The following is a 24857-nucleotide window of genomic DNA, read 5'->3' on the forward strand; positions in this document are numbered from 1 at the left end:
AATATGATACTCACCGCTGAAATCAGCCTATACCCCAACAACGAAAATTTTATTCCCCCTATAGATAATTTTATCGCGCGGCTAAACCAATACGATGATGTAGAGGTTAAAACCTTTCCTACGGCCACCATTATTATGGGGGAGTACGACAGGGTAATGGATATATTAAAAGTAGAAATGAAAACTCACCGGGAAGAGTATGGCATGGGGGTGTTTGTCGCTAAATTTATCCCCGGTTATGAGGCGCTGTAATGGCGTTTAGCGAAGCTATCGTTGCCGCTTGGCAGGCCATGTCACTATGGGAGCTGGCCGCGGTGTTGTTGGGCATAGCGTATTTATTACTGGCGATGAAAGAAAAAATCAGCTGCTGGTATGCAGCCTTAGGCAGTACGGCAATTTATACCGTGCTGTTTTGGGATGTTAGCCTGCTGATGGACTCAGCCCTGCAAGTGTATTACATGGCTATGGCGGTTTATGGCTGGTACCAATGGCAGCGCAAAGATAATAGCGGTAAAGCAGAGCTGCCGATTAGCCGTTGGAGTTGGCAAACCCACAGCGCAGTGATTGCCAGTACAATCTGGCTGTCGTTTATGTCGGGGTGGCTATTACAAAACAACACCGATGCAGCCTGGCCCTATCTAGACTCATTCACCACTTGGGGTGCAGTAGTAACCACTTATATGGTGGCAAAAAAAGTCCTGGAAAACTGGCTGTACTGGATAGTGATAGACGGCATTGCGGCATTTTTATATGTGGATAGAGGTTTGTACCTCACCGCATTATTAATGGCCGTTTATGTGGTGATAGTGGTAATAGGTTATGTACAATGGCGGGCACTATACCGCAATGAGCAAGGCCTGTGCCCAGCAACCGCATAAATACTATCTTACAAAACTACGCCAGCTGGGGTTTGGCTAGCAGTGCTAAGCCCCAGTTATTACGCCAGCTAGAGGGCGGTTTAACCAATCAATCTTTTTTGTTGCAGCTGGCGGATGAATGCTATGTGCTGCGCCTATTTTCACCTCATAGCCAACAGCTTAATATCAACCGTGAGGCAGAATATCGCATCGCCTCTATCGCGGCACAGCAGGGCTTGTCGCCGCAAACTATTTATTTAGCGCCCGATCATAGCTATTCTATTAGCCGCTACCTTGACGCAGAATTATTTAACCACAGTGCGTTAAGCCGGGCAGAAAAATTACAGCGCTTGGCACAATGCTTACAGCAGCTGCACAGCATTCACATCGATATTGAACTGCCGCAATTAATTGTTAGTGAAAAAGCCCAGCATTATTGGCAGGCAATAGCACAGCTTCCCGCTGCGGCTATTTATTTGCAGTATAAAGCACCCTTGCAGCAATACTTTAAGCAACTACCAGTGCTAGCGCCGCCAGTACTTTGCCATAATGATTTGGTGGTTGAAAATATTTTGTTAGGCGAGCAGGGCTTGCGTCTAATAGATTGGGAGTATGCCGCCATGGGTAATCCCTATTTCGATTTGGCGGCGGTGATTATTAACCAGCAGCTTAATGCCGAGAACGAGCAGTTGTTTCTTGGCAGCTATACAAAATCGGTGGATTTGCTGGCTTTACAACAAGCTAAACTGCAAGTGCGCTATTTAGAGTGCTTGTGGTGGTTAATGCAAAGCCCCCTCAACAAAAACTTTGTGCAGCAATTACTGCAAGATTTGTTATTAGCGACGGGGCTAGAAGGTGGGGAATTTCAGCGCTAGTTTATATTGGCTAGTCAAAATACGGTGAGGAGTAGTTATGGGATCATGTTGCGAAAATAGTTGCGTAGCCGAAGGCTTAATGGCGCAGCAGCGTGGCACCTTGGTTAAAGTGTTGTGGATAAACGCGCTAATGTTTGTTGCCATAGTTGCTGCTGCGTTTTACGGCCAGTCCACCGCTTTACTCTCGGATAGCTTAGATAATTTTGGTGATGCTGTTACCTATGCGATTAGCCTCTATGTGGTTAGCCGGGGCGCTAAGGCCAAGGCAAAAGCGGCTTTATTCAAAGGTGCTTTGATCTTTATTGCCGCTTGTTTTGTTATCGGGCAGGTGATCTACAAACTCTTTAACCCGGTAGTACCAGTTTATGAGGTAATGGGTTTATTTAGCCTTGCGGGCTTGCTGGCGAATGGCTTATGCCTGCTTTTGCTTTGGCGGCATCGCCACGAAGATATTAATATGAGTTCGGTGTTTGAGTGTTCACGCAATGATATAGCCTCTAATCTGTCCGTGCTACTTGCCGCAGCGGCGGTGTGGTTTTTTGAATCGGGTTATCCCGATATTATTATCGCCTCGCTGTTGGCGGTGCTGCTATTAAGCTCGTCGTGGCGGGTGGTTAAAGGCGCTTTGCGAGAATTGCGTTAAGCGCGGTAGAGGCTAGTTATATGCCGTTTAAAGTTAACCGTATAGTTTTTCTAGTGGCACGCAATAGCTGCAGGGCTACTTTGTCATCGTTGATGGTTTTGGCAATGGCAACCGTGCCTATCATCATGCTGCTTAGGGCAAACATTTGCTCTGTGGTAAATGGCATCACCTGTTTGACTAGTGCAAGCAGTCTTTTATTCATTCCTAAAAATGCATTTTTATAAGCAGCTTTCGCTGCTCTATCTCTAGTTGTAATATCAGCAGATAAAAAAGCTAAAGGGCAGGGTTTAATACCCCGTATATGTTCAATGCTCAGATAGCCATCAAATAGTTCAGTGAGCCAGTGCTGGGTGCTCAATGATTTGAGGTTGCCTAGCACTAATGGGCTAGCAGTAGTGCCAAATTTTAAAGCTTCGGTATAGAGCTCACTCTTGCTAGAAAAATGTGCGTAAAACCCTCCGCGAGTGAGCTGGCAGTCTGCCATTATTTGATTAATGGTAATACGTTCATATCCATTAAGCGTAAACAGCCGGTAAGCACTAGCAAGTATTTTCTGGCGTGACTGCTGCTTGTGTTGGGGTGAGTAGGGCATGGCAGGCTCAAAATAATTAAATATGACCTTTATCATATACTGAAAGTCGCTAGTATCAACGCTTAGTGATAATTAATAAAAGGATTTGAGCTAATGATTAATGCCATGTTTGCCGTTGTTATGTTAACTACAGTTATAGGGTTTGTTGCTGTAAGAGCTAGAAAGCGCAGTGTGCGTTTGGGGCAGGTCGATCGACGTTACTATCAGCTAATGCAGGGTTACGAGCCACCCGATACCGTTATTAAAAGTACACGCTGTTTAAACAATATGTTTGAAGTCCCCATGCTTTTCTACGTGGTTTGCTGTTTATATGTGGCACTTGGCCTAGTGAGTACTTTGGCTATAGCGGTAGCATGGCTGTTTGTGTTGTGCAGGGCTATACAGGCATATATACATCTCGGCTGCAACAATGTGAGCTATAGAATGTATGCTTTCGGGGCTGGTTTGCTTTGTGTGCTGGCGCTGTGGATTAATCTTATGGTCACTATTGCTTAATGCTTTCCCAAGATTGTTAATAAATAGGGGGCTGGTAGGGATAAAAATATTCTACGTATTAAGATTACCTTAAGGTTCACACCCTATTCTATGCCCAAGTCATACCATTATGGGATTTGGGCTATGAATACTGATGTTACCCTGCAGTACCCCTACTGCTTGAAACGCTCCCGCCAAGCGGCGGTATTGCAGCGTTTGTTAAAGCTGCGGCCTGAGCTGGATTTACTGGTACAGGGATCTGACGATCGGCTAGCGGTAGAGACCTATATCGAGCAGCAGTTTAGGGCGGTATACGGCGCGTATATTAGCGAGTTTATGCCGCAGTTGCTAAGTCTGCGCTGTGAGAGGCAGCTAAGTGCAGTAGTGGGTATACGTGTGGCGGCTAGCCATACGTTGTTTTTAGAGCAGTATTTAGCTAAGCCTATAGAGCGGCAGTTAGCCGAGTTGTTGTCTGTAACTGTTAGCCGCAACAGTGTTGCCGAAATTGGTAATTTGGCGGCCACGCATAGAGGATCTAGCCAGCTTATTTTTTTATACCTCACCCTAGTGTTAAGCCATAGCCCTTTGCAGTGGGTAGTTTTTACAGCGACTAAACAGGTGCAAACCATTATGGCGCGCTGTAGTTTTGATTTACATATAGTTGGGGCTGCCCAGCCAGAAAAACTTGTGAGTAATAGTGCTGATTGGGGTAGTTACTACGCGGGACAGCCCAATATTGCAGCCGTCAATATAGGCCAGGCTTTAGCGGCTATACAGGGTAATGAGCTATTAGCAAATTACTTTCAGGGTTATCAAATAGCTATACAGCAATGTGCGGCAAGGCTATGTGCAGACGAATTGCTTAATCAGCAGGCTGGCGTAGGTGTAAAAAATGCAAACTATACTGACGCAGCTTGATGCTAATGCGTCGCTTCGCAGCGCAACCCACTCGCTTAATAACCAGCAGATACGCGACCAGTGTCAAGTTTATGCTGCCAAATTACAGGCGCATAATATTAAAGTGCTGGCGCTGTGTTGCGATAACAGCATAGATTGGGTCTTGCTGGATTTGGCCTGCCAGCTGGCAGGTATTTGTATTATTCCACTGCCTACATTTTTTTCGCAGCAGCAGCTTAGCCATATTGTGCAGAGCAATAATATCGATGCGATAGTTTGTGAGCGTAAAGATTTTTTTATGACGTTGCTATCAAGCTTAGCTCTGCCAGCTACCAGTCAGCCGCAAGCCTATGGGGCTTTGTCTATAATCACTTTAGACAAAAATCATAAGCAGCCAAACTCGCAACGCTACCCCAAAAATACCGGCAAGGTCACGTTTACCTCAGGCTCTACCGGTAGACCTAAGGGTGTATGCTTAAGTCATGATCAATTAATTCAACAAGCCAAAGCACTTAATCAACGCACTGGCCTTGGTCAGCACAGGCATTTATGTGTATTGCCGCTAAGTACGTTGTTAGAAAATGTGGCAGGGGTATATACCACTTTATTGGCGGGCGGCGAGCTGATAGTGCCCAGTTTGCAAGACTTGGGCTTTACCGGCAGCTGCGCTATTAATATTAAGAGCTTATGCAGCCTCATTACTAAGCATCAAGTGCATAGCTTGATTGTTACACCACAGTTATTGCAGTGCTTATTACTGGCGGCTGAAAGCGATTGGCAGCCGCCTGGCTCGTTAAAGTTTGTAGCGGTGGGCGGTGCCAAGATGGCGCAGCAGTTATTAGATAAAGCAATAGCCTTGGATATACCCGTTTATGAGGGTTATGGCTTGTCAGAGTGTGCCTCGGTAGTCAGCTTAAATACGCCTCAGCAACATCAGCCAACTACAGTAGGCCAACCCTTAGCGCAGCTGCAGCTGAATATAGAACAGGATGAGTTGGTGGTGACGGGCAATTGCATGCTGGGCTATGCCAATGAGCCAGCGAGTTGGTACCCCCAAAAAATTGCTACGGGTGATTTAGCTTCTATAGATACGCAAGGGTACTTACAAATTAAAGGGCGTAAAAAAAATTTACTGATATCCAGTTATGGCCGCAATATTAGCCCCGAATGGTTAGAGAGCGAATTATTAGCTAACCCAGACATAGACGAGTGCGTGGTTTTTGGTGATGCCCAGCCTTACTGTGTGGCATTAATATCGCCGCGCTTATCAACAATCTCTACTGCGCTTATTCAGCAGTATATTGATAGGCTGAATAAGCAGTTGCCAGATTATGCTCGGTTACGAGATTGGCGGCTGTTACCCCAGCCGCTTAGGCATACTCCAAATTTAATGACGGCTAATGGCCGGCCCAAGCGTGATGCGATCGGTCAATATTATGCTGAGCTTATCGCATCTTTATATCCGTCTGTCGTAGAGGAATCAGTCCTATGAGTTTTTTTGAATCTTTGCAGTTGCAAACCCAGCGTGAGCGCCAGCAACTGTTGCAAGCACCTATGATTTTAAAGGCCTTAGCGGGTGAAATGAGTCTAGATGAGTACGTAGCCTTTTTAACCCAGGCCTACCACCATGTAAAACATACCGTACCCTTATTAATGGCAGTGGGCGCACGTTTACCGGAAAGTAAAGAGTGGCTGCGCAATGCGGTGGCCGAATATATAGAAGAGGAGTTAGGCCACCAAGAGTGGATACTCAATGATATTGCGGCCTGTGGTTACGATAAAGAAGCTGCAAGAAATAGCCGTCCCAGTCTCGCAACCGAGTTAATGGTGAGTTACGCCTATGACAAAATCCAACGGCTTAACCCATTGGGATTTTTTGGTATGGTGCATGTGCTGGAAGGCACCAGTATCAGTACTGCCGATAATGCCGCTGATGCAATACGCAACGGCTTATCTCTGCCTAAAACGGCTTTTAGCTATCTTTACTCACATGGTGGCTTGGATATAGAGCATGTTAAGTTTTTTCAAGGCCTGATGGATCAAATTACCTGCCCGCAAGAACAGGCAGAGATTGTTAATTCGGCAAAAGTATTTTATCAATTATACGGCGATATTTTCCGTACCCTCACCGCGCAGCATGGCATAGCCTTGGCAGCCTGAGTTTTGGAGTAAGGTATGGAAGTACACAATAAAACCATTTTGTTAGTGGGAGCCACAGGCGGAATAGGTGCTGCCATAGCAAAGCAATTGGATCAGCTTAATGCTCATTTATTATTAGTAGGGCGCAGTGAGCAAGCCCTGCGCCAGCTGAGCGCTGGCTTAAGTCATAGGCATATTTTGCTACTAGCAGATATTAACAGCGCTGCAGGTAGGCAGCAGATTGTTACGCAATGTCAGCAGCAGGCTATAGATATCTATATTAATGCCGCAGGGGTGATGGACTTTCAGTTGTTGGCTCAGCAAGAGAGCGTCAAGATAGAGCAGATGATAAATACCAATCTACTTTCGCCTATGATGCTATGCCAATTATTGCTGCCCTTGCTCACTCAAAAAAGCAGTGCAGCTATAGTCAATATAGGATCCACCTTTGGCAGCATAGGCCACCCAGGTTTTGCAGTGTATTGTGCTAGCAAGTTTGGCTTAAGAGGTTTTAGCGAAGCTTTGCGGCGTGAGCTGGCCGGTAGCGGAGTGCAGGTATTGTATTTTTCGCCTAGAGCAACACGCACAGCTTTAAATACTCATGCAGTCAAGCAATTAAATGAGGCGCTAGGTAATCGCAGCGATAGCCCTGAGCAGGTCGCTAAGATGCTAATAGCGTCATTAAAGGCCAATAATGGCCAACAATTTATGGGCTGGCCAGAAAAAATATTTGTGCGCTTAAATGCGCTATGCCCTAATCTGGTACATAAAGCACTGGTCAAAAAACTGCCTATTATTTTTCGCTATGCCAACGAAAATACAGGGTAGCGGTGTATGATAAGGCCGCTAAACTACGGTAAATGATAAGTTTATAAAAGGGTTGGTATGCAATTACTGCTGGTTGAAGATGATCATTTGCTGGCTAAAGGTTTACAGCAGGCACTGGCTAAGCAGGGGCATGCAGTCAATGCCGTCAGCACTGGTGAAGCGGCTTTACATGTGGTCAATACCGAGCCGCCCGATATAGTCATACTAGATCTAGGGCTGCCCGATATGGATGGTATTGCTGTGCTAAAGCGCCTGCGAAAAAAAAAGGCCGATTTGCCAGTGTTAATACTCACTGCCAGAAATGAGCTAGATGATAAAATTTATGGATTAGATTGTGGCGCAGATGATTATTTGGCTAAGCCTTTTGACGTTGCCGAATTATTTGCCAGGCTCAGGGTATTGGAGCGCCGCTTGGCTACCCATAAAAGCTCGGAAATCACCATTGGTGATGTTAGCTTGGACATACAAAAAAACACCGTTAGCTTTCAGTCCGCAGATATAGAGTTGTCCAGGCGCGAATACATGCTGCTTAAAAGCCTTATGGAAAATGCGGGCCGCATACAAACACGCGACACTTTAGAGGCCCGGTTATATAGCTGGGGTGAAGAGGTGAGCAGTAATGCGCTGGAGGTGCACATACATCACTTGCGCAAAAAACTGGGGGCTGATTTTATTAAAACTGTGCGCGGCGTGGGCTACAAGGTTAATCTGCCGTGAGGTCTATACGCGTTTTTTTAGTCAGCATTATTTTAGCCTTGGTCATGCTGTTTAGCTTTGTGGCAGCCTTACGCGGTTATCAGTCCAGTATGGTTGCAGCCGATAAATTATTTGATAAGCAATTACTGGATACCGCAAAACTAATGGGTGGTATACAAAGCCAGCAGGCTTTGGCGGCAGTAACGGTTGATAATAATTTTACCTTTCAAGTATGGCGCGGCCAACAGCTATTGGCTGCTTCTACCAATGCCCCTGATACGGCTATACAGGCGCGGGAGCAGGGCTTTAATTACAATAATTTTAATGGCTATCGCTGGCGCACGGTGGCCTATTATCAAGCTGAAAAAAATATTTGGGTGATGGCCGCAGAGCGCAGTGACTTGCGATTTATACTCGCCGAAAATGTTATTTTACAGTCGATTATGCCTGTGGTGATTAGTTTGCCGGTATTAGCCTTATTAATATGGCTAATCGTGTCTAAAGGTTTGAGCCCATTGCGAGAACTGGCCGCCGAATTGGCGGATAAGCAGCCAGATGATTTAAGCAGCCTGCGCTTTCAAGGTTCACGTAAAGAGTTGGTGCAAATTGTTAATTCTTTAAATGGCTTACTGGGGCGTTTGAAAACCGCTTTGTTGCGTGAGCGGCAGTTTTCCTCTGATGCCGCGCATGAGCTGCGTACGCCTATTAGCACCTTAAAAGTGCAGTTATATAATATAGCTGAGCTGCTACCTAGGCATCAGCAAGAATTAGTTAATATCAATGTTACGGTTGAGCGCTTGGCCCATATAGTGGATCAGATTTTGAATTTACACCGCATATCCCCCGACCAATATAACGCTAGGATGAAACGACTAAACTTAGATTCGCTGGTACAGCAGGTATTGGCCGATGAAAGTGAGCGACTTGATAAAAAGCAGCAGCAACTGTCCTATGTGGGTGAGGCTGCCCATATACGGGGTGATGAATTTGCAATAAAAACCCTGTTGCAAAACGTGCTAAGCAATGCCCATAAATATACCCCTGAGCATGGCTTTATTAATGTTAGCGTTAAGCGGCAGGCGAGTACGATACAGCTGTGTATAGAGGACTCAGGTGCTGGCATAAGTGAGCCTATGCGCACTAGGGTGTTTGAACGTTTTTACAGGGTGGGGGGCGATAGTCATAGCTCCGGCGAGCTGGGTTGTGGTTTGGGTTTGGCTATAGTTAAAAATATTGCCGAATCACATAGTGCGCGCATAGAACTAACGGACTCCAGCATGGCTTCAGGCACTGCTTTTTGTGTTTATTTTTCTGATGTTGATAGTCAGGGCGAGGTTTGAATGCAAGTTAAGTTGATGGCTTTTTCTTTGTTTCTGTTTTCGTTTATAGCGACTGTTTATGCAGAGGTTCCTGTTTTTAAGCTAGTTATTAAAGACCACTTGTTTTTTCCTTCAGACTTTGAAATACCCGCTAATACTAAAGTAAAGCTGTTGGTTCACAACCAAGATGCCAGTGCCGAAGAATTTGAGAGCTATGAACTCAACCGTGAAAAAGTCATAGAGGGCGGGCGTAAAGTCGTCATTTTTATCGGCCCCTTGCCTGCGGGCGATTACCCCTTTTTTGGTGAGTTTTATCCTAAAACTGCCCAGGGTGTTATTCGGGTTAAGTAATATGCGTTTAATAATAGGCCAAACATATGCTGATTAACTCGGTCGCATTGATATTAGAAGAAACCTTAGAAGCCGCCCTGTTGATTAGTATGTTATTGGCAATGACAGGTCTATGGTTAAATTCCAAGCGTTGGCTGTTGTATAGTTTTTTATTGGGTTTTGCCAGTGCGTATCTTTATGCCGCTACCATGGCGGACATATCGGAGTGGTTTAATTATGTGGGCCAAGAAGTCGTAAATGCTTTTTTACAGGCCATGATTGCAGTGTTACTTATGCTGTTTGCCTGGCAGGTTTATAGCGGGGCGGATAATGTTAAGCATAAAAATCTAATGATGTGCTGTGCGGCGGCAGTGGTGTTTTCTATTTGCCGAGAAGGTGCCGAGATACTTTTATACTTAAAAGGTTTTTCTGCCAGCCATGAGGCGTACTTAGCGGTGATGATAGGTAGTGGTCTAGGATTTGGTATAGGCATTAGCGTTGGCGTGTTGTTGTATTATGGCCTGGTCAATATATCACTGAGTTATAAACTGCAGCTGTACCGAGTATTGCTGGCAATTTTTAGCGGCAATATGTTGTCGCAGGCTTGCGTACAATTAATCCAAGCTGATTGGCTACCGGCTGCGCAGCCGCTTTGGGATACTTCCTCTTGGATTGCTGAGCACTCCATCAGCGGCCATATTTTATATTCATTAATTGGCTATGAGGCCACTCCTAGCGGCTTGCAAATCCTGGCGTATCTCATCGGCATTGCCGCTGTGCTAATGATTACTATGTTGGCGGATAGTAGGCGCAGCAGTTATGAATAGCTTGTGGTTTTATGCGTGCCTAGCTTTTACCTTATTGGTAAGTTGTGTAAAGCATCAGGCTTTGGCGGATGGTTTGGGGGTAGATAAGGTTTATCACCCTTATGTGCAGCCTTTAGAACAAGAAATAGAGTTGCGTTTTATTAGCGCTGAGCCCGAGGGAGAGGCTAGTAGTGTGCAGCAATACCTATTGGCCTATGGACAATCGCTGAACGAACAGTGGTTTGCGGAAGTGTATTTAGTGGCTGAAAAACTAGCTGGGGATAACTTAGATTTAGAGGCCTATGAGCTAGAGTTAAAACGGCAGCTCACTGAACAGGGCGAGTACAGCGCTGACTACGCTTTGTTATTTGAGTTAGAAAAACAAAAAAATGAAGATATATGGGAGTTTGCAACTGCTTTAATCGTTGAAAAAGAATGGGGGCGCTGGAGCGCTACGCTCAACGCTTTTATTGTTTCGGAGTGGGGCGATGACATTGATGATGAGCTTGAAAGTAAACTAAACCTACAAGCGCGCTACCGCTATAGCGCAGCTATTGAACCAGCCCTAGAGCTTTATATGAGCCAGGACAGCAAGGCCCTAGGGCCAGTTTGCATGGGGCAGCTGCGCTGGCAGAAGCAGCGGCTTAACTGGGAGGCAGGGCTAATTTTTGGCTTGGACAATGAAACCCCAGATACCACGTTCAGATTGTTATTGGAGTATGAGTTTTAGTTAATTTCATTTGCTGAGCTGGCTAATTAGCCTTGTTTGCATTGCGATGCTGCATTGCAGTAAATAGATTAAGTGATGAAGTATAAATTTGTTCTATACTCCCCCTAGTCTTTATACCGCAGGTTTACTTTTTTTATGCAGCGTTTATGTTTTCTCATTTTGTTGTTGCCATGGCTGTCGCTGTCGGCGCAGCCACTGCCCCCCGCGCAGCCGGTTACGGTGTCTGCAGGTATTTTTATTGGCGGGCTTATCAATAAGCGTAACGATGGCGCCTACCAGCTGATTTTACGGGAGGCTGCCAGGCGCTCAGGGATTACTATCAATGAGCAGGTGGGGCCGTTAAAAAACGCGATAATGGCCGTAGTTAATAAACAATCCCTAGCCATCTACGGCATGACCGAGGCGCTAATCAGCCAGCTAGGCCAGGAAAATATAATCACCAGCTACCCTATGGGGGCTTATAAACTGCATCTGTTTACTCGTAAGGGGGAGCCGGTGATCACTAGTTACAGGCAGTTGCTAGGTAAAAAAGTCGGTGGGGTGAGTGGCTATGAGGCTTATTACAGTGAGTTAATAGCACAGGGGATAGATATTATTTATGTATCCAGCGAGCTTACCCAAATGAAGCAATTTGTTGCTCACGACTTAGATGTCATTATCGGTTTTTTACCCGACTGGTTGCCCCATCTTAAACAGTTAAACTACGAGGCGAGTTTTGCTCTGCACGTGGGTTACGACACCATGACCGCGAGGAATACGCCAGAGGGCCGGTGGTTTGTTAATAAAATTTCTGAGGCGCTACAGGCTATGCACAAAGATGGCAGCATAGAAGCTTTGATGGGCAAGCGTTACCTGCCTTTTGAATATAAGCCCAGCCAGCCCTACCAGTGGCGATCACAGTCGTCATTTTAAGGCTTGGTTCTAAAACTAAGCGCATAAAAAAAGCCGTTACCCGGTAAAGGTAACGGCTTTTTCGCTAAGCGTTAATGCTTAAGAGGCTTTAGGGCCGGCATCAACTATCGCTTGCGCAATATCAAACTTCTTGATGTTCTCTTGGAACAAGTTGGCTAGTTTGGCTGCTTGCTCGTCGTAGGCGGCTTTATCTTCCCAGGCTTCGCGTGGGTTGATGTATTTAGCGTCTACGCCTGCTATCGCTTTAGGGATAGTTAGGTTTAGCGTTTCTAAAGTTTCAGTTTCACAATCGGCTAGTGAGCCGTTTTGCGCGGCTGCAACTACTGCGCGAGTAACAGGGATGGGGAAGCGTGAGCCTTGGCCACCTTCGCCACCTGAACCGCCAGTCCAGCCAGTGTTGATCAGGTAAACGCGCGAGCCGAAGTCTTCGATGCGCTTCATTAACAGCTCAGCGTAGTCGCCAGCAGGGCGAGGCATAAACGGTGCGCCAAAACAAGCTGAGAAGGCTGGGTGTATACCCGCTTCTGCGCCCATTTCAGTTGAGCCTACACGAGCAGTGTAACCACTTAAAAAGTGGAATGCGGCAGCTTCTTTAGACAGGATAGAGATAGGTGGGATAACACCAGAAACATCACAGGTTAAGAAGATAACCGTTTTCGGCTCGCCAGCAGCGTTTTCGATCACGCGCTTTTCTACGTGCTCTAATGGGTAAGAGCAGCGGCCGTTTTCTGATAGTGAAACGTCGTCGTAATCGGCGTGGCCTTTGTCGTCAAGTACTACGTTTTCAACGATGGCGCCAAAGCGAATCGCATCCCAAATAATGGGCTCGTTCTTTTGGCTTAGGTTGATGGTTTTTGCGTAGCAGCCGCCTTCAATATTAAATACACCGCCTTTGGCCCAACCGTGCTCGTCATCACCAATGAGGTAGCAAGCGGGATCGGCAGAAAGGGTGGTTTTACCTGTGCCTGAAAGGCCGAAGAATAAAGTGGTTTGGCCATTTTCGTCTACGTTAGCTGAACAGTGCATAGGCATAACGTCTTTCTCTGGCAATAAGAAGTTTTGCACAGAGAACATAGCTTTTTTCATTTCACCGGCGTAGCGCATGCCCGCTAGTAATACTTTGCGCTGAGCAAAGTTTAGGATAACTGTACCTTCAGAGTTGGTGCCGTCGCGCTCTGGGTCACATTCAAAGCTGGCAACGTTTAAAATAGTCCACTCTTCTTTGCCTTTAGGGTTGTACTTGCCTTCGGCGGGGCGAACAAACATATTATGGCCGAACAAACCTTGCCAGGCTGTTTCGGTGTTTACTACAACGGGTAGGTAGTGCTCGTCGTGAGCAGCGACGTGCAACTGAGAAACAAAGCGATCTTTTTGAGAGAGGTAATCTTCTACGCGGTTCCATAGAGCATCGAACTTGTCAGCGTCGAAAGGACGGTTTACTGATCCCCATTCAATAGCGTCAGCTGTTGAAGGTTCTTTAACGACAAAGCGGTCGGCAGGTGAACGGCCGGTACGCTTGCCGGTGGTAATTGATAAAGCGCCAGTGTCAGTTAAGGTACCCTCACCGCGTTTCAGTGCTTCCTCAATGAATTGGGCGTGGGTCAAATTGCTGTATGTCGTGCTCATGCTCTCAGTTCCTGGTTGTATACCATTTACATTAGTCGTCGGATTTATCAGCTGTGCTTTTTGGGCATAGGCTGGGCCGACCTTCAAAGGGGGCGCAATTATGGCAAAAATCACCCAGTGAGGCCAGCAAGTTGGCGAGAGAATAGCGGTAATTTTACCGCTTTTTTAATTCTGTAAAACTACTACAAAAACCTTGTTTTGCCTGGAGTTTTTTTTCAGGTTTAAACCCCGCCACAGCCCTGTTGATAAGAGGTTTACCCTGTTGTGAGCTGCGGCTTATATCTATTGCTATTTAATGTAGGGGCGTTTCAAAAATACGGGCCAGATCAGCGCTGCCAAAGCGGTAATCATGGTGGCAAAACTCGCAGTGTATGGCTATCTCGCCAGCCTCGGCAATCAGTGCTTCAGCCTCTTTGCGGCCCAGTGCCTGTACCGCTTTTTCGGTGCGCTGTTGTGAGCAGCTGCATTGAAACTTTAGCGCACTGGGGTCAAACACCCGCACCTGCTCTTGGTGGTAGAGCCGGTGTAGTAGGGTGTGAAAGTCTAAGGTGAGCAGTTCCTGCGGGCTTAGGGTATTGGCTAGATGGGTGACATGCTCCCACTGCTGGGCGCGGTCCTGGGCACCGTGCTCGGCGCTAAGGGGCAGCTCTTGCAGTAACATGCCTGCCGCTTGCTGGCCGTCACTGGCTAAGATGATGCGGGTGGATAGCTGCTCGCTCTGGCTAAAGTAATGTTCTAGGCATTCGCCTAAATCATTGCCATCTAGGGGCACTATGCCTTGGTAGCGCTTGCCTTGTGCGGGATCTATGGTAATGCTCAGTTGGCCGTTTTTTAATAGAGTTTGGAAGTCCTCACTCACCGCTTCGTCCGCGTCCCTGGCGATGCCACGCACATGCCCCTGGGACGTCGCCTCAGCCATAATCAGGGGTATTTCACCTTCGCTGCGGGCTTGCAGTATCAGGGTGCCGTCAAATTTTATGGTTTGTGCCAGCAGCGCTGCGGCGCATAAAAAGTCACCTAACAGCTGCGCCACCGGCGCCGAGTATTGGTGTTTGCTGAGCGCCGCTAGGTAGCTTTGCTCTAGTTGGATGAGCTCACCGCGTATATCGGCGTCGTCAAAGATAAAGCGTTGTATATGGTCGGGCATGGGAGGGCTCTGTGTTGGGGTTTTGTTGGTGATTATATGGGGCGTCGCTAGTTGCTAGTCAATAGCCGCTAGCTAGAGACTAGCGGCTATTTGCTAGCGTCTTCTTTAAACCTATGTATCTGCCTGCGTTGCTTTTTGGTGGGGCGTACGCTGGGTAGGCCCAGGCCGTGGAAGGCTTTACGCTGGCTGGCGCTGGCTTCGCGCTTTACTATGCTTTGCTCGGTTTCCTGGTATAGCAGCTGTGCTTCGGGGGCTCCGCGGCGTTGGTCCGAGAGTGCTATAACCTCTACCTCTTTTTCGTCCAAGCCCTGGCGCAGGTTAATCATGGCGCCTACTTCCACCTCTTTGCTGACTTTGGCGCGTTGGCCATTGTAGTGCACCTTGCCGCCCTCTATGGCTTGTTTGGCGATGCTGCGGGTTTTGTAAAAGCGAGCGGCCCACAGCCATTTGTCTAGGCGGATTTTGCCGCTGCTGGTGTTGCTGGATTGTTTACTCATGGCTTGTAGTTACTGTACTGGTGGGTAGGGGCATGATTTCGTCAAAGTGCAATATACCGGGGAACTCGCTTTTGGCTCTGGCTGCCTGCTGACTATCGGGCTGCAGCAGAGTAAGTAAGTGCTTAATGCCATATTGCTGGGCCGAGCTCAGCACACTGGGGGAGTCATCTATAAATAGGGTTTTGGCGGGGTCAAAGGGGTGCTGTTGCTGTAGCTGTTGCCAAAACTGTTGTTGCTCTTTGGGGGCTTGATAGTCGTGGGAGGCGACGACTTGATCAAACCAGGGCTCTAAGCCTGTTTGTGCCAGCTTTAGTTCTAGGCCAGCGCGGTGGGCGTTGGTGACTAAAATAACTTGGTGATGCGAGTGCCTGAGTTGACGTAAAAACTCCTCCACATGGGGGCGTATGGCAATCATGTGTTTGATTTCGTGTTTTAACGCGATGATGTCCATATCTAAACGCTGGCTCCAGTACTCTAAGCAATACCAATTTAAGTGGCCTTTTTGCGACATGATTTGCGCCAGCAGTTCGGTTTTGACTTCGTCCAGCGGACGCTGGTGTTTATCAGCATAGCGGCGGGGCAGGTGCTCCAGCCAAAAGTGGTTATCGTAGTGCAGGTCCAGCAGGGTGCCGTCCATGTCTAGCAAAACGGTATCTATGGTGTGCCAGTTAATCATGTGAATATTGGGGGCCTGATTTTTGGGCTGCGCTAGTGGCTCGCTAAAGGGCTTATTATCCCCGTGCGGCTGTAGATTGTTAAGAAAAACAGTAGTTTTTGTATGCGCGCCGCAAAACAGGTAGTCTTTCGCTGTTGTAATTTCACGGGCTATGGCATAGCTAGCACCCTACAGGAGTTCTAATGACTTTGTTGATCAAAACCTTAAAACCAGTCTTAGCGGCGATTGCGCTATCGACAGCCATGCTGGCGCAGGCCGGGGGATACTCGGCGCTAACTGAACAGGGTGACGGCGCGGTTGCCACGGTGAATGCCCTAGCCACGCAGGCAGGCATTAACGCCTTGGCCAAGGGCGGCAACGCTGTGGATGCTGCGGTAGCCGCGGCTTTAACTTTGGGGGTGGTTGATAGCCATAACTCGGGTATAGGGGGCGGCTTGTTTGCGGTGGTGCACTGGGCTGATGGCAGGGTTGAGGCCATAGATGGCCGTGAAATGGCCCCCGCTGCCGCGCACCGCGATATGTATTTACGCAATGGCAAGGTCGATGGTGATCTAAGTGTAACCGGCCCCTTGGCTATAGGTGTACCCGGCTCTATAGCGGTGTTTGAATATCTGCTTAAAAAGGGCGGCAAACTCAGCTATGCCGACGCACTGTTGCCGGCAGCGGATCTCGCCGAGCAGGGTTTTGCCATAGATAATATCTATGCCCGCCGTTTAAAAGGCATGCAGCAGAAAATCAGCCAGTTTCCAGCTTCGGCTAAAGTCTTGCTAGACGCCAATGGTCAGGCTTGGCCGGTGGGTCATAAGCTGGTGCAAAAAGATTTGGCCGCGACTTACCGCGCTATCGCTAAAGAAGGGGCAGCGCATTTTTACCAAGGCGACTTTGCCAAAAAAACCGCCGCTTGGATGAAGGCCAATGGCGGCTTGATTACCGAGCAGGATATGGCAAATTACCAACTCAAGCTGCGCGAGCCGGTAGTAAGCCAGTACCGCGACTATACAGTGGTAGGATTTCCGCCTCCCAGTTCTGGCGGAGTGCATGTAGCGCAAATTCTTAATATTTTAGAGCACTTTGATTTAACAGCGCTACCCGCCACCGAGCGCTACCATGTGGTGGCCGAGGCCATGAAGCTGGCCTTTGCCGACCGCGCTTATTGGCTGGGCGACCCCGATTATGTGAAAGTACCTAAAGGTTTGATAGACCCAAGCTACGCTCAGGGCCTTGCTAAAAGCATAAGCCTGAACAAGGTATTAACTGTGGCTAGCCACGGCACACCACCGCGCGCTGAATACGATTTATTTGGCAAGCACACTACCCATATCGCCACAGCCGATAAGGCGGGCAACTGGGTGGCAATCACCACCACGGTGAATACCGATTTTGGCAGCAAGGTGATTATCCCCGGCACCGGTGTGGTGATGAATAATCAGATGGACGATTTTTCGGCGCAGCCCGGCGTGCCCAATATTTATGGTTTGGTAGGCACCGAGGCCAATAGCATACAGCCCGGCAAGCGGCCGCTGTCTAGCATGAGCCCGACTATAGTTTTAAAAGGTGGCAAGCCAGTGATGACTATAGGCGCGGCTGGCGGCCCCACTATTATCACCCAGGTGGTGCAGGGTTTAATTAATCATTTAGATCTGCAAGAGCCGCTACATGAGGCCATAGCCATGCCGCGTATACATCACCAGTGGAAGCCTAATAATCTCTATGTAGAAAAAACCATGCCGCCAGCCATACGCAGCGGCCTAGAGGCCAAGGGCCATGCCACCAAAACCCTATGGCCCTATGGCTCTACCCAGGCCATAGTCGTCGACAGCCAGGGCCAGTTTAGTAGCGTGGCAGAGCCGCGTTTAAAAGAGCGCAATAAGGTGCAATAGCCTGAATACTCCGCAGCGTTTTTATTTGATTAAAGCTTAATAAAAACGCTGCTTAGATTATTTTGTAAAATCGGGCTTTATTTTTTGGCTGCATTGGGTGTTAAGCCCCGACTTTGGCTACAGTGAGTTATACCTCTTTAAAAAAATCAAAAAGCCGAGGTATACGGTATGGGCAAAGCAATTGGATCGCTGAAGCTAGGGAAACCCGCATGTAAGCATGAGACCCTAGGTGGCGTGGGGCTACAAAATACGAGTTTGGTAAAAGCGCAGTTACTGGAAGAGCTGGTAGAACTAGAGGCGCAAATGGAGCGGCTCAAGGCGGCGGGTGACGCCGTAGACTTTTCTATGATGCAAACCTACAAAGAAATGATACACAGCCGCAAAGCCTTTTATAAAGAGTTAGATAACTAGGCCGGCGGCTGGCGTTTTTCCGAAGGGGGTGTAGGCCCTAATCGTTACTGGTTTTTTTATGGTTGCTGCGTACCCGAATATTTTCACGGGTGAGTACTTCGCTAGCCTTAAGGCTAACCAGCTCTTCAGCATAATCAACATTCAACCACCAAGGCTTATTTTGAAAGCCTTTCTCGCGGCGCATTCCTGTGCGCCTATCTAAACCAGCTGGCATGGGTAAATCTTGGCAGCGGCGGTCACTGTCTAGGCGCCTATCGCCAAACATGTCACCTGTAAGATTTTTCAAACTGAGCTCCATTATTATTACGAGTTTTTATTTGGGCTTTATTGCTAAAGCCAGGCCAGCAAGTTTAGCAGAAATGTGCAGCCAACGTAGCCCCGAGAGGTAGGGAATTTTGCAGTGTTATTGTGGGGGAGAGGCAAAAAACTAACTAAATTAAGTGCTTAATAAATGTAGTTAAAGTTATATCAATCTATTAGCTGGCAGAAAGTGTAAATAGTTAACAAAAATAATCAGTGTTTATCATCAGGTTGTTTGGGCTTGTCGCCGAGGGCTGCCGATTTATTGGGCGTAGGCGGGTTAACATAAGTGGTCTTTAACCACCAGGGCCGTGAGTCCATAGCCGTAGAGCCCCCTCTGCGGCAAGGCTGGCTATGGGGTTGTTGGCTTTTACGTCTATCGACAAAAATATCGCTGTTGCTAGGAGGCATAATGCTGGGGCGCTTAGAGCATATTATTGGGGATGGCTAAGCTTCATCATAAAACATGGTTCAGCTAAGCGATGAGATCTGAGTCACATTTGTTGGGGCTGGCAACAGCTGCAATAGTTGCGTTGATGAGATGGCTGGCGGGGTCCACGGCAGCTAATAGGGCTGGTAAGCAGTAAGGTTTTTGGGCTTAGTCAAAGCGCTGCAGCCTAGGCATTAAAAATAGTTTTAAAAAGGCTTGCCAAAGCCTAATAATTTAAGTATTTTGCCGCCCGATTTCAGTACTTGTTCGTTCCTTGAACGATTCTGAAAGTGATGTACCAGGCAGCCAAAAGTTGTGCTGGCACACATTGTAGGTACTAGCTAACCCCTTAGTTAGTAGACGGGATACTTTAGCCGTAAAGTCGGCATACATATGGGCCCCAACATTGAACACATTAAACTTACGCATCCGCTTCGCTCTTCCTAATTGCAGCATTATTACTGAGCCTTGAGCACAGTTCTGATCATCCGATCATAAATTTCCTTAACTGTTAAACCGTTTTGAATTCCGTTTTGGCATAGCTTGCCCATGCGGGTTTATTGATCTGTATACGCTACGCATATGTTGATGTGTAGGGCATACGCCATGCCTACTATTTAGGGTATTAAAATGACTACTACGCTTGAGTTTGGCGAATCTCATATCGCTACTGCTATCTCAACTCAAATCCCGCACTTGGATGGTGTGTATGATTTGACGCCTGACCAGATATTATTGGATCAAGCTGAGCATGAATCCGAAGTGCGCTCTTACCCGCGTCGCCTACCTATAGCCATTAAACGCGCCTATGGTGCTTTAGTGGAAGATACCCGTGGCCAAATATTTTTGGATTGCCTGGCCGGTGCTGGCACCTTGGCCTTGGGTTATAACCACCCAGAAATTAATCAGGCTTTAAAAGAGCAGCTGGACTCAGGCCTGCCCTACCAAACCCTAGATATTACTACCGAGGCGAAAAGACTTTTTATTCACCAAGTGAAAAAGTTTTTACCTGCTGAGTTTGCCAAAACCTGTGCCATACAGTTTTGTGGCCCATCGGGTGCCGATGCCGTAGAGGCAGCCATTAAGCTGGCCAAACAAACCACCGGCCGCAATACCATGTTTGCCTTCCGTGGTGCTTACCACGGCATGACCAATGGCACTATGGGTATGATGGGTAACTTAAATACCAAAGCCCGCCGCACCGGTTTAATGTCGGACGTGCACTTTATGCCCTTCCCCTATAGCTTACGCTGCCCCTTTGGTGCCGGTGGTGATGAGGGTGCCCGCCAAGGTATACGTTACATAGAGCGCCTGCTTAACGATGACGAGGCCGGCATTATGAAGCCCGCCGCTATTATCGTTGAGCCTGTGCAAGGTGAGGGCGGTGTTATCCCTGCGCCCGCCTTTTGGCTGCGCGAGTTACGCAGAATTACCAGCGAGCACGGCATACTGTTAATTTTTGATGAGATCCAATGCGGCGTGGCCAAGTCGGGTTACCGTTTTGCTTTTGAAGAGTCTGGCATCATGCCCGATATTTTATGCTTATCAAAAGCCATAGGTGGTGGCCTGCCCATGTCTATCTTGGCCTTTAATAAATCCATAGATACTTGGAAGGCAGGTGAGCACACAGGTACTTTCCGCGGCAACCAATTGGCTATGGTTTCTGGTGCTAAAGCGCTAGAAATTATTATGCGCGACAACTTGGTAGAACACGCACGCGATGCCGGTTTGTACTTGCGTCAAGGCTTAGAAAAAATTCAAAGCCGGGTTAACTGTGTGGCAGAAGTACGCGGTAAAGGCTTAATGCTGGGCATGGAAATTGTACAGCCCAGTGGCGAGTGCAATAAATTTGGCGAGCCTATGTCTGCACCTAAATTAACCTTAGCCATACAGCGCGCTGCTTTAGAGCGTGGCTTGATAGTAGAAAAAGGTGGCCGCGATGGTTCGGTCATCCGCTTCTTGTCGCCGCTAATTATTAGCTACGAGCAAATCGACTTTGCCCTAAAGGTTATCGAAGAAGCTATTTTGGCAGCTGGCGGCGGCCTGCGTGCAGACGCTGGCCCGCAGCAAGCTTGGCGCAAGCATTTTATGCACACCGGCCCGCAGGGCAGTGATGAGTTTGCCAAGGTGATGAACCACACCACTCAGGCGATTAAAAAAGTGTTTGAGCAAGTGGACGCCCCTTATTCAGGCATGCAGCCCACTTTATTAGAGCAGGCCATACAGCAAGTAGACCTAAACAAAAGCAACGCAAACTTGCCGCAAGTAATAGATGAGACCGCCGATTTAGTGGTGAAAAACTCTATTTTTGTGCAGCACCCCGATTGCATAGCGCATTTGCATACACCGCCTTTAATGCCCGCGATTGCGGCAGAGGCAATGATAGCTGCGCTTAACCAGTCTATGGACTCCTGGGATCAATCTTCCTCGGCAACCTATGTAGAGCAAAAGGTAATTGATTGGACTTGTGATACTTACAACTTGGGCGACGAGGCCGATGGCATTTTTACCAGCGGCGGCACCCAAAGTAATTTAATGGGTATTATGCTAGCGCGCGATTGGATGGCCGATAAAATCAGCCAGCACAGTGTGCAGCAATTGGGCCTGCCAGAGTACGCCGCTAAGCTGCGTATTGTGTGCTCTAAAAAGTCACACTTTACAGTACAAAAATCGGCATCGTTATTAGGCTTAGGTGAAGCTGCGGTTTGTGGCATAGCAACTAACAGCGACGGCACTATGAAAACGGAGCTGCTGGCTGAGACTATTGCCGACTTGCGCGCTCAAGGCTTAATCCCCTTTGCGCTTATAGGCACGGCGGGTACTACTGACCATGGTGCCATTGATAACCTAAGTGTCATGGCCGATATCGCCCAGCAAGAATCGCTATGGTTGCACGTGGATGGCGCCTACGGCGGTGCCCTGATGTTAAGCAGCCATAAAAACCGCTTGGCAGGTATAGAGCGCGCTGATTCTATTAGCGTAGATTTTCACAAACTGTTTTATCAAACCATTAGCTGCGGTGCGCTATTGTTAAAAGATAAAGCTAAGTTTAAATACCTGTTGCACCATGCCGATTACCTAAATCGCGAGCACGACAATTTGCCCAACTTGGTCGATAAATCTATTGCGACCACCAAACGCTTTGATGCCTTAAAAGTGTTTATGACTATGCAAAATGTTGGCCCGCAAGCCTTAGGTGAAATGTATGATCATTTGCTAGCGCAAACGCAGCAAGTAGCCGAGTTGGTGGCTAACACCGAAGGCTTTGAGTTATTGGCTAAACCCGCGCTATCAACGGTATTGTTCCGCTGTGTACGCGGCACCGGTGACTTGGATGAGCTTAACCGCAAGTTAAGATTGGAGGCCCTGGTAAAAGGCGTGGCAGTATTAGGTGAAACCCGTGTTGATGATAAGTCGGCACTAAAACTCACCATACTCAATCCATGCTTAACCACCGCTGATTTTGAAGCTCTGCTGGTGAAAATTGATAACCTAGCATTGAGCTTGCTGGGCTGAGCTAAGTTAAATTAAGCTAAGCTTATTACTGCAGCGCTTATTAAAACGCTGTGATAAAACTAAAAAAATGATGGCCCTGTGCCATCATTTTTTTTTGCGCGTAATTCTTGTGCTATCACTCATTGCGGCTAGGCTGTTTGAGGGTACAGCTTTGCTGTAATGGATTAATTCTAAAAATTTAAGGATGAATGATGAATACTCTCACGCTCAATGATGATCTCATGCTGCAGCTAAATATGCTGTTAGCGTCCATAGCCTATGAAACCAGCCGCGCAGATATAGAAAGCCAGTTAAAAAACGTCACCTTATTAGGCCCCGAAGGCTTTGAGCTCAGTTGGTTTGGCCAAGGGGCGGGCACGCAAATGTATGTGGCCAACCCGGTGGGTTCGCCAGCGAATTTTGTGGCCATACGCGGTTCGGTGATAGACCCCGCCACCGAGGCTTTTTGGGTGGACTGGTTGGATCTTAATATACGGGTGTTTCACCAAGTGCCTTGGCCCTATGCCAATGATGCCGTGCCTGCTAATGTCAAAATCGCAGCGGGTTCGGCAGCGGGGTTATTGGAGCTAACTGCTATGCGAGATACACAAACGTCGCTTAGCTTAATCAATTATCTCAGCACTCTAATGCCCAATATGTTGATGGTTAACGGTCACAGTTTGGGCGCAGCGCTAGCCACTGGCTTGGCCTTGCACTTGCAAAAACAAACTTCGCATTGGGTCTTGCCCTACACCTTTGCCGCGCCCACCATAGGTAATATTCCCTTTGCCCGTTATATGAATAATCAGTTTGCCGGCATGTACTTTGCCCGCACTTATAACACGCTGGATAATATCCCTAAGTTTTGGTCGGTGGCGGGCATTAATGCGGTACAGGCTTCGTTTAACCCTGGCCCTGCGATTCCGCTGTTAATTGATGCGCCTTTAGAAATAGTGAAGGGCATATTATGGGAGTTTGAGCATGGCTATGAGCATGTGCACGAAGGCGAGGGCAGGGCGCTGCAAGGTACGCCATCACTAAACGATAGCTGGTTGGAGGAAGTGGGCTTGCAGCACTCCCATCTTACCTATTTAAAATTATTGGGTTATCAGCAAGAGTACTAAGTTTATTTCAGCGTGGGGTGGTTGCCCTTGTGCAAAAGCCCGCTTACTAGGCGGGCTTTTTTTGACGCGAAAAATAAACAGTTTATTTGGGAATTACTTTAACCCAGCGCCCTAATTCTAATACCACTTCAAAGCTGGCCCACTGAGCAAACTCTTCCACGGTGCATATGCCTGATTGATTGGCGTTGTGGCCCGCTAAGTTTTTATAAATTAAACGGGCATTTTTGTCAGAGTTTTCGGTGGGCATGTCTAACACCTGCCGTATACACCACTCCCTGCCTATGCCGGCATTGCTGTAGCAGCGCGTTACCCCTATATCTATAGGCTTACTGCGGCTGAGGCGTGAATGCGCCCAGGCTTTTTCAAATAATAAGGCCAGCTCTTCTGAGCTAACATCTATATAAGTATCCATGTCGTGCATGGCAGCCGATAAATCTTCGTGGTTTAAGTGCAGGGGCTGTGGGCTGGTGCTGGCTTTAGCGGGGGCCGCCATTAAGGCGTGAGGGTAGCGGCGCCAATAAAAACAATTATTAAAAATAAAGGCGATAGTCATAATTGCCAGTACATTCAAAGCTATAGGGTTGAGCAAATAAGCATAACCCAGCTCGGCTATCTCTGGTCCACCAATCACGGCTGTTAGCGCTGTGGCACCCCCGGGTGGATGTATACAGCGCAAATAACTCATGGCGCCCACCGCTAGGCCCACTGCCAAGGCCGGTGCAATGGCGTACTGCCCCAAATATTTTTGGCAGCTAATGCCTATAAATGCCGATACCGCATGCCCCATCACCACCGCCCAGGGCTGCGATAAAGTGCCGTGTGGTACCGCAAATAACAGCACCGCAGTAGCTCCCATAGAGGCCACAATCAAGGTGGCCGCCCAGCCAGTAAATAGCAGTGTGGATAGGCCATAAATTGCAGCTATACCTAACAGTGCGCCAAGTGTAGAGATGAGTTTTTCTTTATGGCTGGTGGTGCTGTGCTCCAGGCCTATAAAGTGAGTGAATGTTTTTAACACGGGCTTACCTTAATACATCAAGCAGAGCTGCAAGGGGATGATGTGTGGATTGCAGCAAGTGCAGAAAATCTTGAGGCGGGCATGGTAAAGCTGTGGGGTGGACTGTGCAAATGTTATTCATAAATTGGGCAGTGAAGGTTTGCTTTCTTGCGTTT

27 protein-coding genes are annotated in these 24857 nt (G+C 47.8%); 19 read left to right on the plus strand and 8 right to left on the minus strand.

The annotated features are described in order from the left end of the window. Positions 1 to 3: 3 nt before the first annotated feature. The 4 genes from NO559_RS09455 to NO559_RS09470 are packed head-to-tail and all read left to right on the plus strand — an operon-like array spanning position 4 to position 2375. Positions 4 to 252 (plus strand): hypothetical protein, encoded by a 249-nt coding sequence (locus tag NO559_RS09455; protein WP_258331578.1) that lies wholly within the window; start codon positions 4 to 6, stop codon positions 250 to 252. Next, positions 252 to 878: a nicotinamide riboside transporter PnuC gene (pnuC, locus tag NO559_RS09460; protein WP_258331579.1), complete on the plus strand. Its 627-nt coding sequence runs from the start codon at positions 252 to 254 to the stop codon at positions 876 to 878. The genes NO559_RS09455 and pnuC overlap by 1 nt, the downstream gene beginning before the upstream one ends. Next, positions 860 to 1732, plus strand: a complete 873-nt coding sequence (locus NO559_RS09465) for a choline/ethanolamine kinase family protein (protein WP_258331580.1) — start codon at positions 860 to 862, stop codon at positions 1730 to 1732. Before pnuC ends, NO559_RS09465 begins: the two co-directional genes overlap by 19 nt. A gap of 37 nt (positions 1733 to 1769) precedes the next feature. Then, on the plus strand, positions 1770 to 2375 hold the full coding sequence (locus NO559_RS09470; RefSeq protein ID WP_258331581.1) for a cation transporter: 606 nt from the start codon (positions 1770 to 1772) through the stop codon (positions 2373 to 2375). Positions 2376 to 2391: 16 nt separating this feature from the next. On the opposite strand, the gene NO559_RS09475 is transcribed toward NO559_RS09470, so the two are convergent. After that, positions 2392 to 2967: a TetR/AcrR family transcriptional regulator gene (locus tag NO559_RS09475; protein ID WP_258331582.1), complete on the minus strand. Its 576-nt coding sequence runs from the start codon at positions 2965 to 2967 to the stop codon at positions 2392 to 2394. A gap of 93 nt (positions 2968 to 3060) precedes the next feature. Here NO559_RS09475 and NO559_RS09480 point away from each other — a divergent pair, with 93 nt between their 5' ends. The 11 genes from NO559_RS09480 (at position 3061) to NO559_RS09530 (ending at position 12098) form a co-directional block, all read left to right on the plus strand. Next, the gene (locus tag NO559_RS09480) at positions 3061 to 3462 is read left to right on the plus strand and encodes an MAPEG family protein (RefSeq protein ID WP_258331583.1); all 402 of its coding nucleotides are present in this window, start codon (positions 3061 to 3063) and stop codon (positions 3460 to 3462) included. Between the two features lie 123 nt (positions 3463 to 3585). Continuing rightward, complete coding sequence (locus NO559_RS09485) at positions 3586 to 4359, plus strand: thermostable hemolysin (protein WP_258331584.1); 774 nt, start codon at positions 3586 to 3588, stop codon at positions 4357 to 4359. Next, entirely contained in the window at positions 4334 to 5830 is a 1497-nt protein-coding gene (locus NO559_RS09490; protein WP_258331585.1) for an AMP-binding protein, read from the plus strand. Before NO559_RS09485 ends, NO559_RS09490 begins: the two co-directional genes overlap by 26 nt. Next, positions 5827 to 6498, plus strand: a complete 672-nt coding sequence (locus NO559_RS09495; RefSeq protein WP_258331586.1) for a TenA family transcriptional regulator — start codon at positions 5827 to 5829, stop codon at positions 6496 to 6498. The genes NO559_RS09490 and NO559_RS09495 overlap by 4 nt, the downstream gene beginning before the upstream one ends. A 15-nt stretch (positions 6499 to 6513) precedes the next feature. Continuing rightward, on the plus strand, positions 6514 to 7305 hold the full coding sequence (locus NO559_RS09500) for an SDR family oxidoreductase (RefSeq protein WP_258331587.1): 792 nt from the start codon (positions 6514 to 6516) through the stop codon (positions 7303 to 7305). 57 nt (positions 7306 to 7362) lie between these two features. Next, positions 7363 to 8022, plus strand: coding sequence for a response regulator (locus tag NO559_RS09505; protein ID WP_258331588.1), 660 nt, complete (start codon positions 7363 to 7365; stop codon positions 8020 to 8022). Next, positions 8019 to 9341, plus strand: a complete 1323-nt coding sequence (locus tag NO559_RS09510) for an ATP-binding protein (RefSeq protein ID WP_258331589.1) — start codon at positions 8019 to 8021, stop codon at positions 9339 to 9341. The genes NO559_RS09505 and NO559_RS09510 overlap by 4 nt, the downstream gene beginning before the upstream one ends. Further along, positions 9342 to 9671, plus strand: a complete 330-nt coding sequence (locus tag NO559_RS09515; protein WP_258331590.1) for a cupredoxin domain-containing protein — start codon at positions 9342 to 9344, stop codon at positions 9669 to 9671. A gap of 26 nt (positions 9672 to 9697) precedes the next feature. Further along, positions 9698 to 10477: an FTR1 family protein gene (locus tag NO559_RS09520; RefSeq protein ID WP_258331591.1), complete on the plus strand. Its 780-nt coding sequence runs from the start codon at positions 9698 to 9700 to the stop codon at positions 10475 to 10477. Next, on the plus strand, positions 10470 to 11186 hold the full coding sequence (locus tag NO559_RS09525) for a hypothetical protein (protein WP_258331592.1): 717 nt from the start codon (positions 10470 to 10472) through the stop codon (positions 11184 to 11186). Before NO559_RS09520 ends, NO559_RS09525 begins: the two co-directional genes overlap by 8 nt. A gap of 135 nt (positions 11187 to 11321) precedes the next feature. Then, positions 11322 to 12098 carry an ABC transporter substrate-binding protein gene (locus NO559_RS09530; RefSeq protein ID WP_258331593.1) on the plus strand — a complete coding sequence of 259 codons (777 nt, stop codon included), beginning with the start codon at positions 11322 to 11324 and terminating at the stop codon, positions 12096 to 12098. 78 nt (positions 12099 to 12176) lie between these two features. Here NO559_RS09530 and NO559_RS09535 read toward each other — a convergent pair whose 3' ends face one another. From NO559_RS09535 to yrfG, 4 genes are all read right to left on the minus strand, one after another. Then, positions 12177 to 13724 (minus strand): phosphoenolpyruvate carboxykinase, encoded by a 1548-nt coding sequence (locus NO559_RS09535; RefSeq protein WP_258331594.1) that lies wholly within the window; start codon positions 13722 to 13724, stop codon positions 12177 to 12179. 292 nt (positions 13725 to 14016) lie between these two features. Then, positions 14017 to 14871: an Hsp33 family molecular chaperone HslO gene (gene hslO, locus NO559_RS09540; protein WP_258331595.1), complete on the minus strand. Its 855-nt coding sequence runs from the start codon at positions 14869 to 14871 to the stop codon at positions 14017 to 14019. Positions 14872 to 14957: 86 nt separating this feature from the next. Further along, complete coding sequence (gene hslR, locus NO559_RS09545) at positions 14958 to 15368, minus strand: ribosome-associated heat shock protein Hsp15 (protein ID WP_258331596.1); 411 nt, start codon at positions 15366 to 15368, stop codon at positions 14958 to 14960. Continuing rightward, complete coding sequence (gene yrfG, locus NO559_RS09550) at positions 15361 to 16044, minus strand: GMP/IMP nucleotidase (RefSeq protein WP_258331597.1); 684 nt, start codon at positions 16042 to 16044, stop codon at positions 15361 to 15363. Before yrfG ends, hslR begins: the two co-directional genes overlap by 8 nt. Before the next feature lie 182 nt (positions 16045 to 16226). Here yrfG and ggt point away from each other — a divergent pair, with 182 nt between their 5' ends. Further along, positions 16227 to 17924: a gamma-glutamyltransferase gene (gene ggt / locus NO559_RS09555; RefSeq protein ID WP_258331598.1), complete on the plus strand. Its 1698-nt coding sequence runs from the start codon at positions 16227 to 16229 to the stop codon at positions 17922 to 17924. A gap of 168 nt (positions 17925 to 18092) precedes the next feature. Further along, positions 18093 to 18335 (plus strand): hypothetical protein, encoded by a 243-nt coding sequence (locus tag NO559_RS09560; RefSeq protein WP_258331599.1) that lies wholly within the window; start codon positions 18093 to 18095, stop codon positions 18333 to 18335. Between the two features lie 37 nt (positions 18336 to 18372). Here the strand turns inward: NO559_RS09560 and NO559_RS09565 are convergent, their stop codons facing one another. Continuing rightward, entirely contained in the window at positions 18373 to 18621 is a 249-nt protein-coding gene (locus NO559_RS09565; RefSeq protein ID WP_258331600.1) for a hypothetical protein, read from the minus strand. A gap of 227 nt (positions 18622 to 18848) precedes the next feature. Beyond that, positions 18849 to 19046, minus strand: coding sequence for a hypothetical protein (locus NO559_RS09570; protein ID WP_258331601.1), 198 nt, complete (start codon positions 19044 to 19046; stop codon positions 18849 to 18851). Between the two features lie 649 nt (positions 19047 to 19695). On the opposite strand from NO559_RS09570, the gene NO559_RS09575 reads away from it, so the two are divergent. Beyond that, a complete protein-coding gene (locus tag NO559_RS09575) occupies positions 19696 to 22581 on the plus strand; it encodes a pyridoxal phosphate-dependent class III aminotransferase (RefSeq protein WP_258331602.1) in 2886 nt (961 codons plus the stop codon). Positions 22582 to 22772: 191 nt separating this feature from the next. After that, positions 22773 to 23684, plus strand: a complete 912-nt coding sequence (locus NO559_RS09580; protein WP_258331603.1) for a hypothetical protein — start codon at positions 22773 to 22775, stop codon at positions 23682 to 23684. Positions 23685 to 23766: 82 nt separating this feature from the next. Here the strand turns inward: NO559_RS09580 and NO559_RS09585 are convergent, their stop codons facing one another. Further along, a complete protein-coding gene (locus NO559_RS09585; protein ID WP_258331604.1) occupies positions 23767 to 24702 on the minus strand; it encodes an HPP family protein in 936 nt (311 codons plus the stop codon). Positions 24703 to 24857: the final 155 nt, after the last annotated feature.

It is taken from the genome of Dasania sp. GY-MA-18, from assembly GCF_024734385.1.
GTDB classification, from domain to species: Bacteria; Pseudomonadota; Gammaproteobacteria; order Pseudomonadales; family Dasaniaceae; genus Dasania; species Dasania phycosphaerae.

What these genes read in the sequence shown, in the direction of transcription:
- NO559_RS09455 (WP_258331578.1), top strand. Translation starts at nt 4, where the DNA reads ATGATACTCACCGCTGAAATCAGCCTATACCCCAACAACGAAAATTTT.
- pnuC (WP_258331579.1), top strand. Translation starts at nt 252, where the DNA reads ATGGCGTTTAGCGAAGCTATCGTTGCCGCTTGGCAGGCCATGTCACTA.
- hslO (WP_258331595.1), bottom strand. Translation starts at nt 14,871, where the DNA reads ATGCCCGACCATATACAACGCTTTATCTTTGACGACGCCGATATACGC.
- NO559_RS09490 (WP_258331585.1), top strand. Translation starts at nt 4,334, where the DNA reads ATGCAAACTATACTGACGCAGCTTGATGCTAATGCGTCGCTTCGCAGC.
- hslR (WP_258331596.1), bottom strand. Translation starts at nt 15,368, where the DNA reads ATGAGTAAACAATCCAGCAACACCAGCAGCGGCAAAATCCGCCTAGAC.
- NO559_RS09580 (WP_258331603.1), top strand. Translation starts at nt 22,773, where the DNA reads ATGAATACTCTCACGCTCAATGATGATCTCATGCTGCAGCTAAATATG.
- NO559_RS09520 (WP_258331591.1), top strand. Translation starts at nt 9,698, where the DNA reads ATGCTGATTAACTCGGTCGCATTGATATTAGAAGAAACCTTAGAAGCC.
- yrfG (WP_258331597.1), bottom strand. Translation starts at nt 16,044, where the DNA reads ATGATTAACTGGCACACCATAGATACCGTTTTGCTAGACATGGACGGC.
- NO559_RS09530 (WP_258331593.1), top strand. Translation starts at nt 11,322, where the DNA reads ATGCAGCGTTTATGTTTTCTCATTTTGTTGTTGCCATGGCTGTCGCTG.
- NO559_RS09505 (WP_258331588.1), top strand. Translation starts at nt 7,363, where the DNA reads ATGCAATTACTGCTGGTTGAAGATGATCATTTGCTGGCTAAAGGTTTA.
- NO559_RS09470 (WP_258331581.1), top strand. Translation starts at nt 1,770, where the DNA reads ATGGGATCATGTTGCGAAAATAGTTGCGTAGCCGAAGGCTTAATGGCG.
- NO559_RS09560 (WP_258331599.1), top strand. Translation starts at nt 18,093, where the DNA reads ATGGGCAAAGCAATTGGATCGCTGAAGCTAGGGAAACCCGCATGTAAG.
- NO559_RS09570 (WP_258331601.1), bottom strand. Translation starts at nt 19,046, where the DNA reads ATGCCTCCTAGCAACAGCGATATTTTTGTCGATAGACGTAAAAGCCAA.
- NO559_RS09495 (WP_258331586.1), top strand. Translation starts at nt 5,827, where the DNA reads ATGAGTTTTTTTGAATCTTTGCAGTTGCAAACCCAGCGTGAGCGCCAG.
- NO559_RS09480 (WP_258331583.1), top strand. Translation starts at nt 3,061, where the DNA reads ATGATTAATGCCATGTTTGCCGTTGTTATGTTAACTACAGTTATAGGG.
- ggt (WP_258331598.1), top strand. Translation starts at nt 16,227, where the DNA reads ATGACTTTGTTGATCAAAACCTTAAAACCAGTCTTAGCGGCGATTGCG.
- NO559_RS09485 (WP_258331584.1), top strand. Translation starts at nt 3,586, where the DNA reads ATGAATACTGATGTTACCCTGCAGTACCCCTACTGCTTGAAACGCTCC.
- NO559_RS09535 (WP_258331594.1), bottom strand. Translation starts at nt 13,724, where the DNA reads ATGAGCACGACATACAGCAATTTGACCCACGCCCAATTCATTGAGGAA.
- NO559_RS09515 (WP_258331590.1), top strand. Translation starts at nt 9,342, where the DNA reads ATGCAAGTTAAGTTGATGGCTTTTTCTTTGTTTCTGTTTTCGTTTATA.
- NO559_RS09575 (WP_258331602.1), top strand. Translation starts at nt 19,696, where the DNA reads ATGACTACTACGCTTGAGTTTGGCGAATCTCATATCGCTACTGCTATC.
- NO559_RS09475 (WP_258331582.1), bottom strand. Translation starts at nt 2,967, where the DNA reads ATGCCCTACTCACCCCAACACAAGCAGCAGTCACGCCAGAAAATACTT.
- NO559_RS09500 (WP_258331587.1), top strand. Translation starts at nt 6,514, where the DNA reads ATGGAAGTACACAATAAAACCATTTTGTTAGTGGGAGCCACAGGCGGA.
- NO559_RS09525 (WP_258331592.1), top strand. Translation starts at nt 10,470, where the DNA reads ATGAATAGCTTGTGGTTTTATGCGTGCCTAGCTTTTACCTTATTGGTA.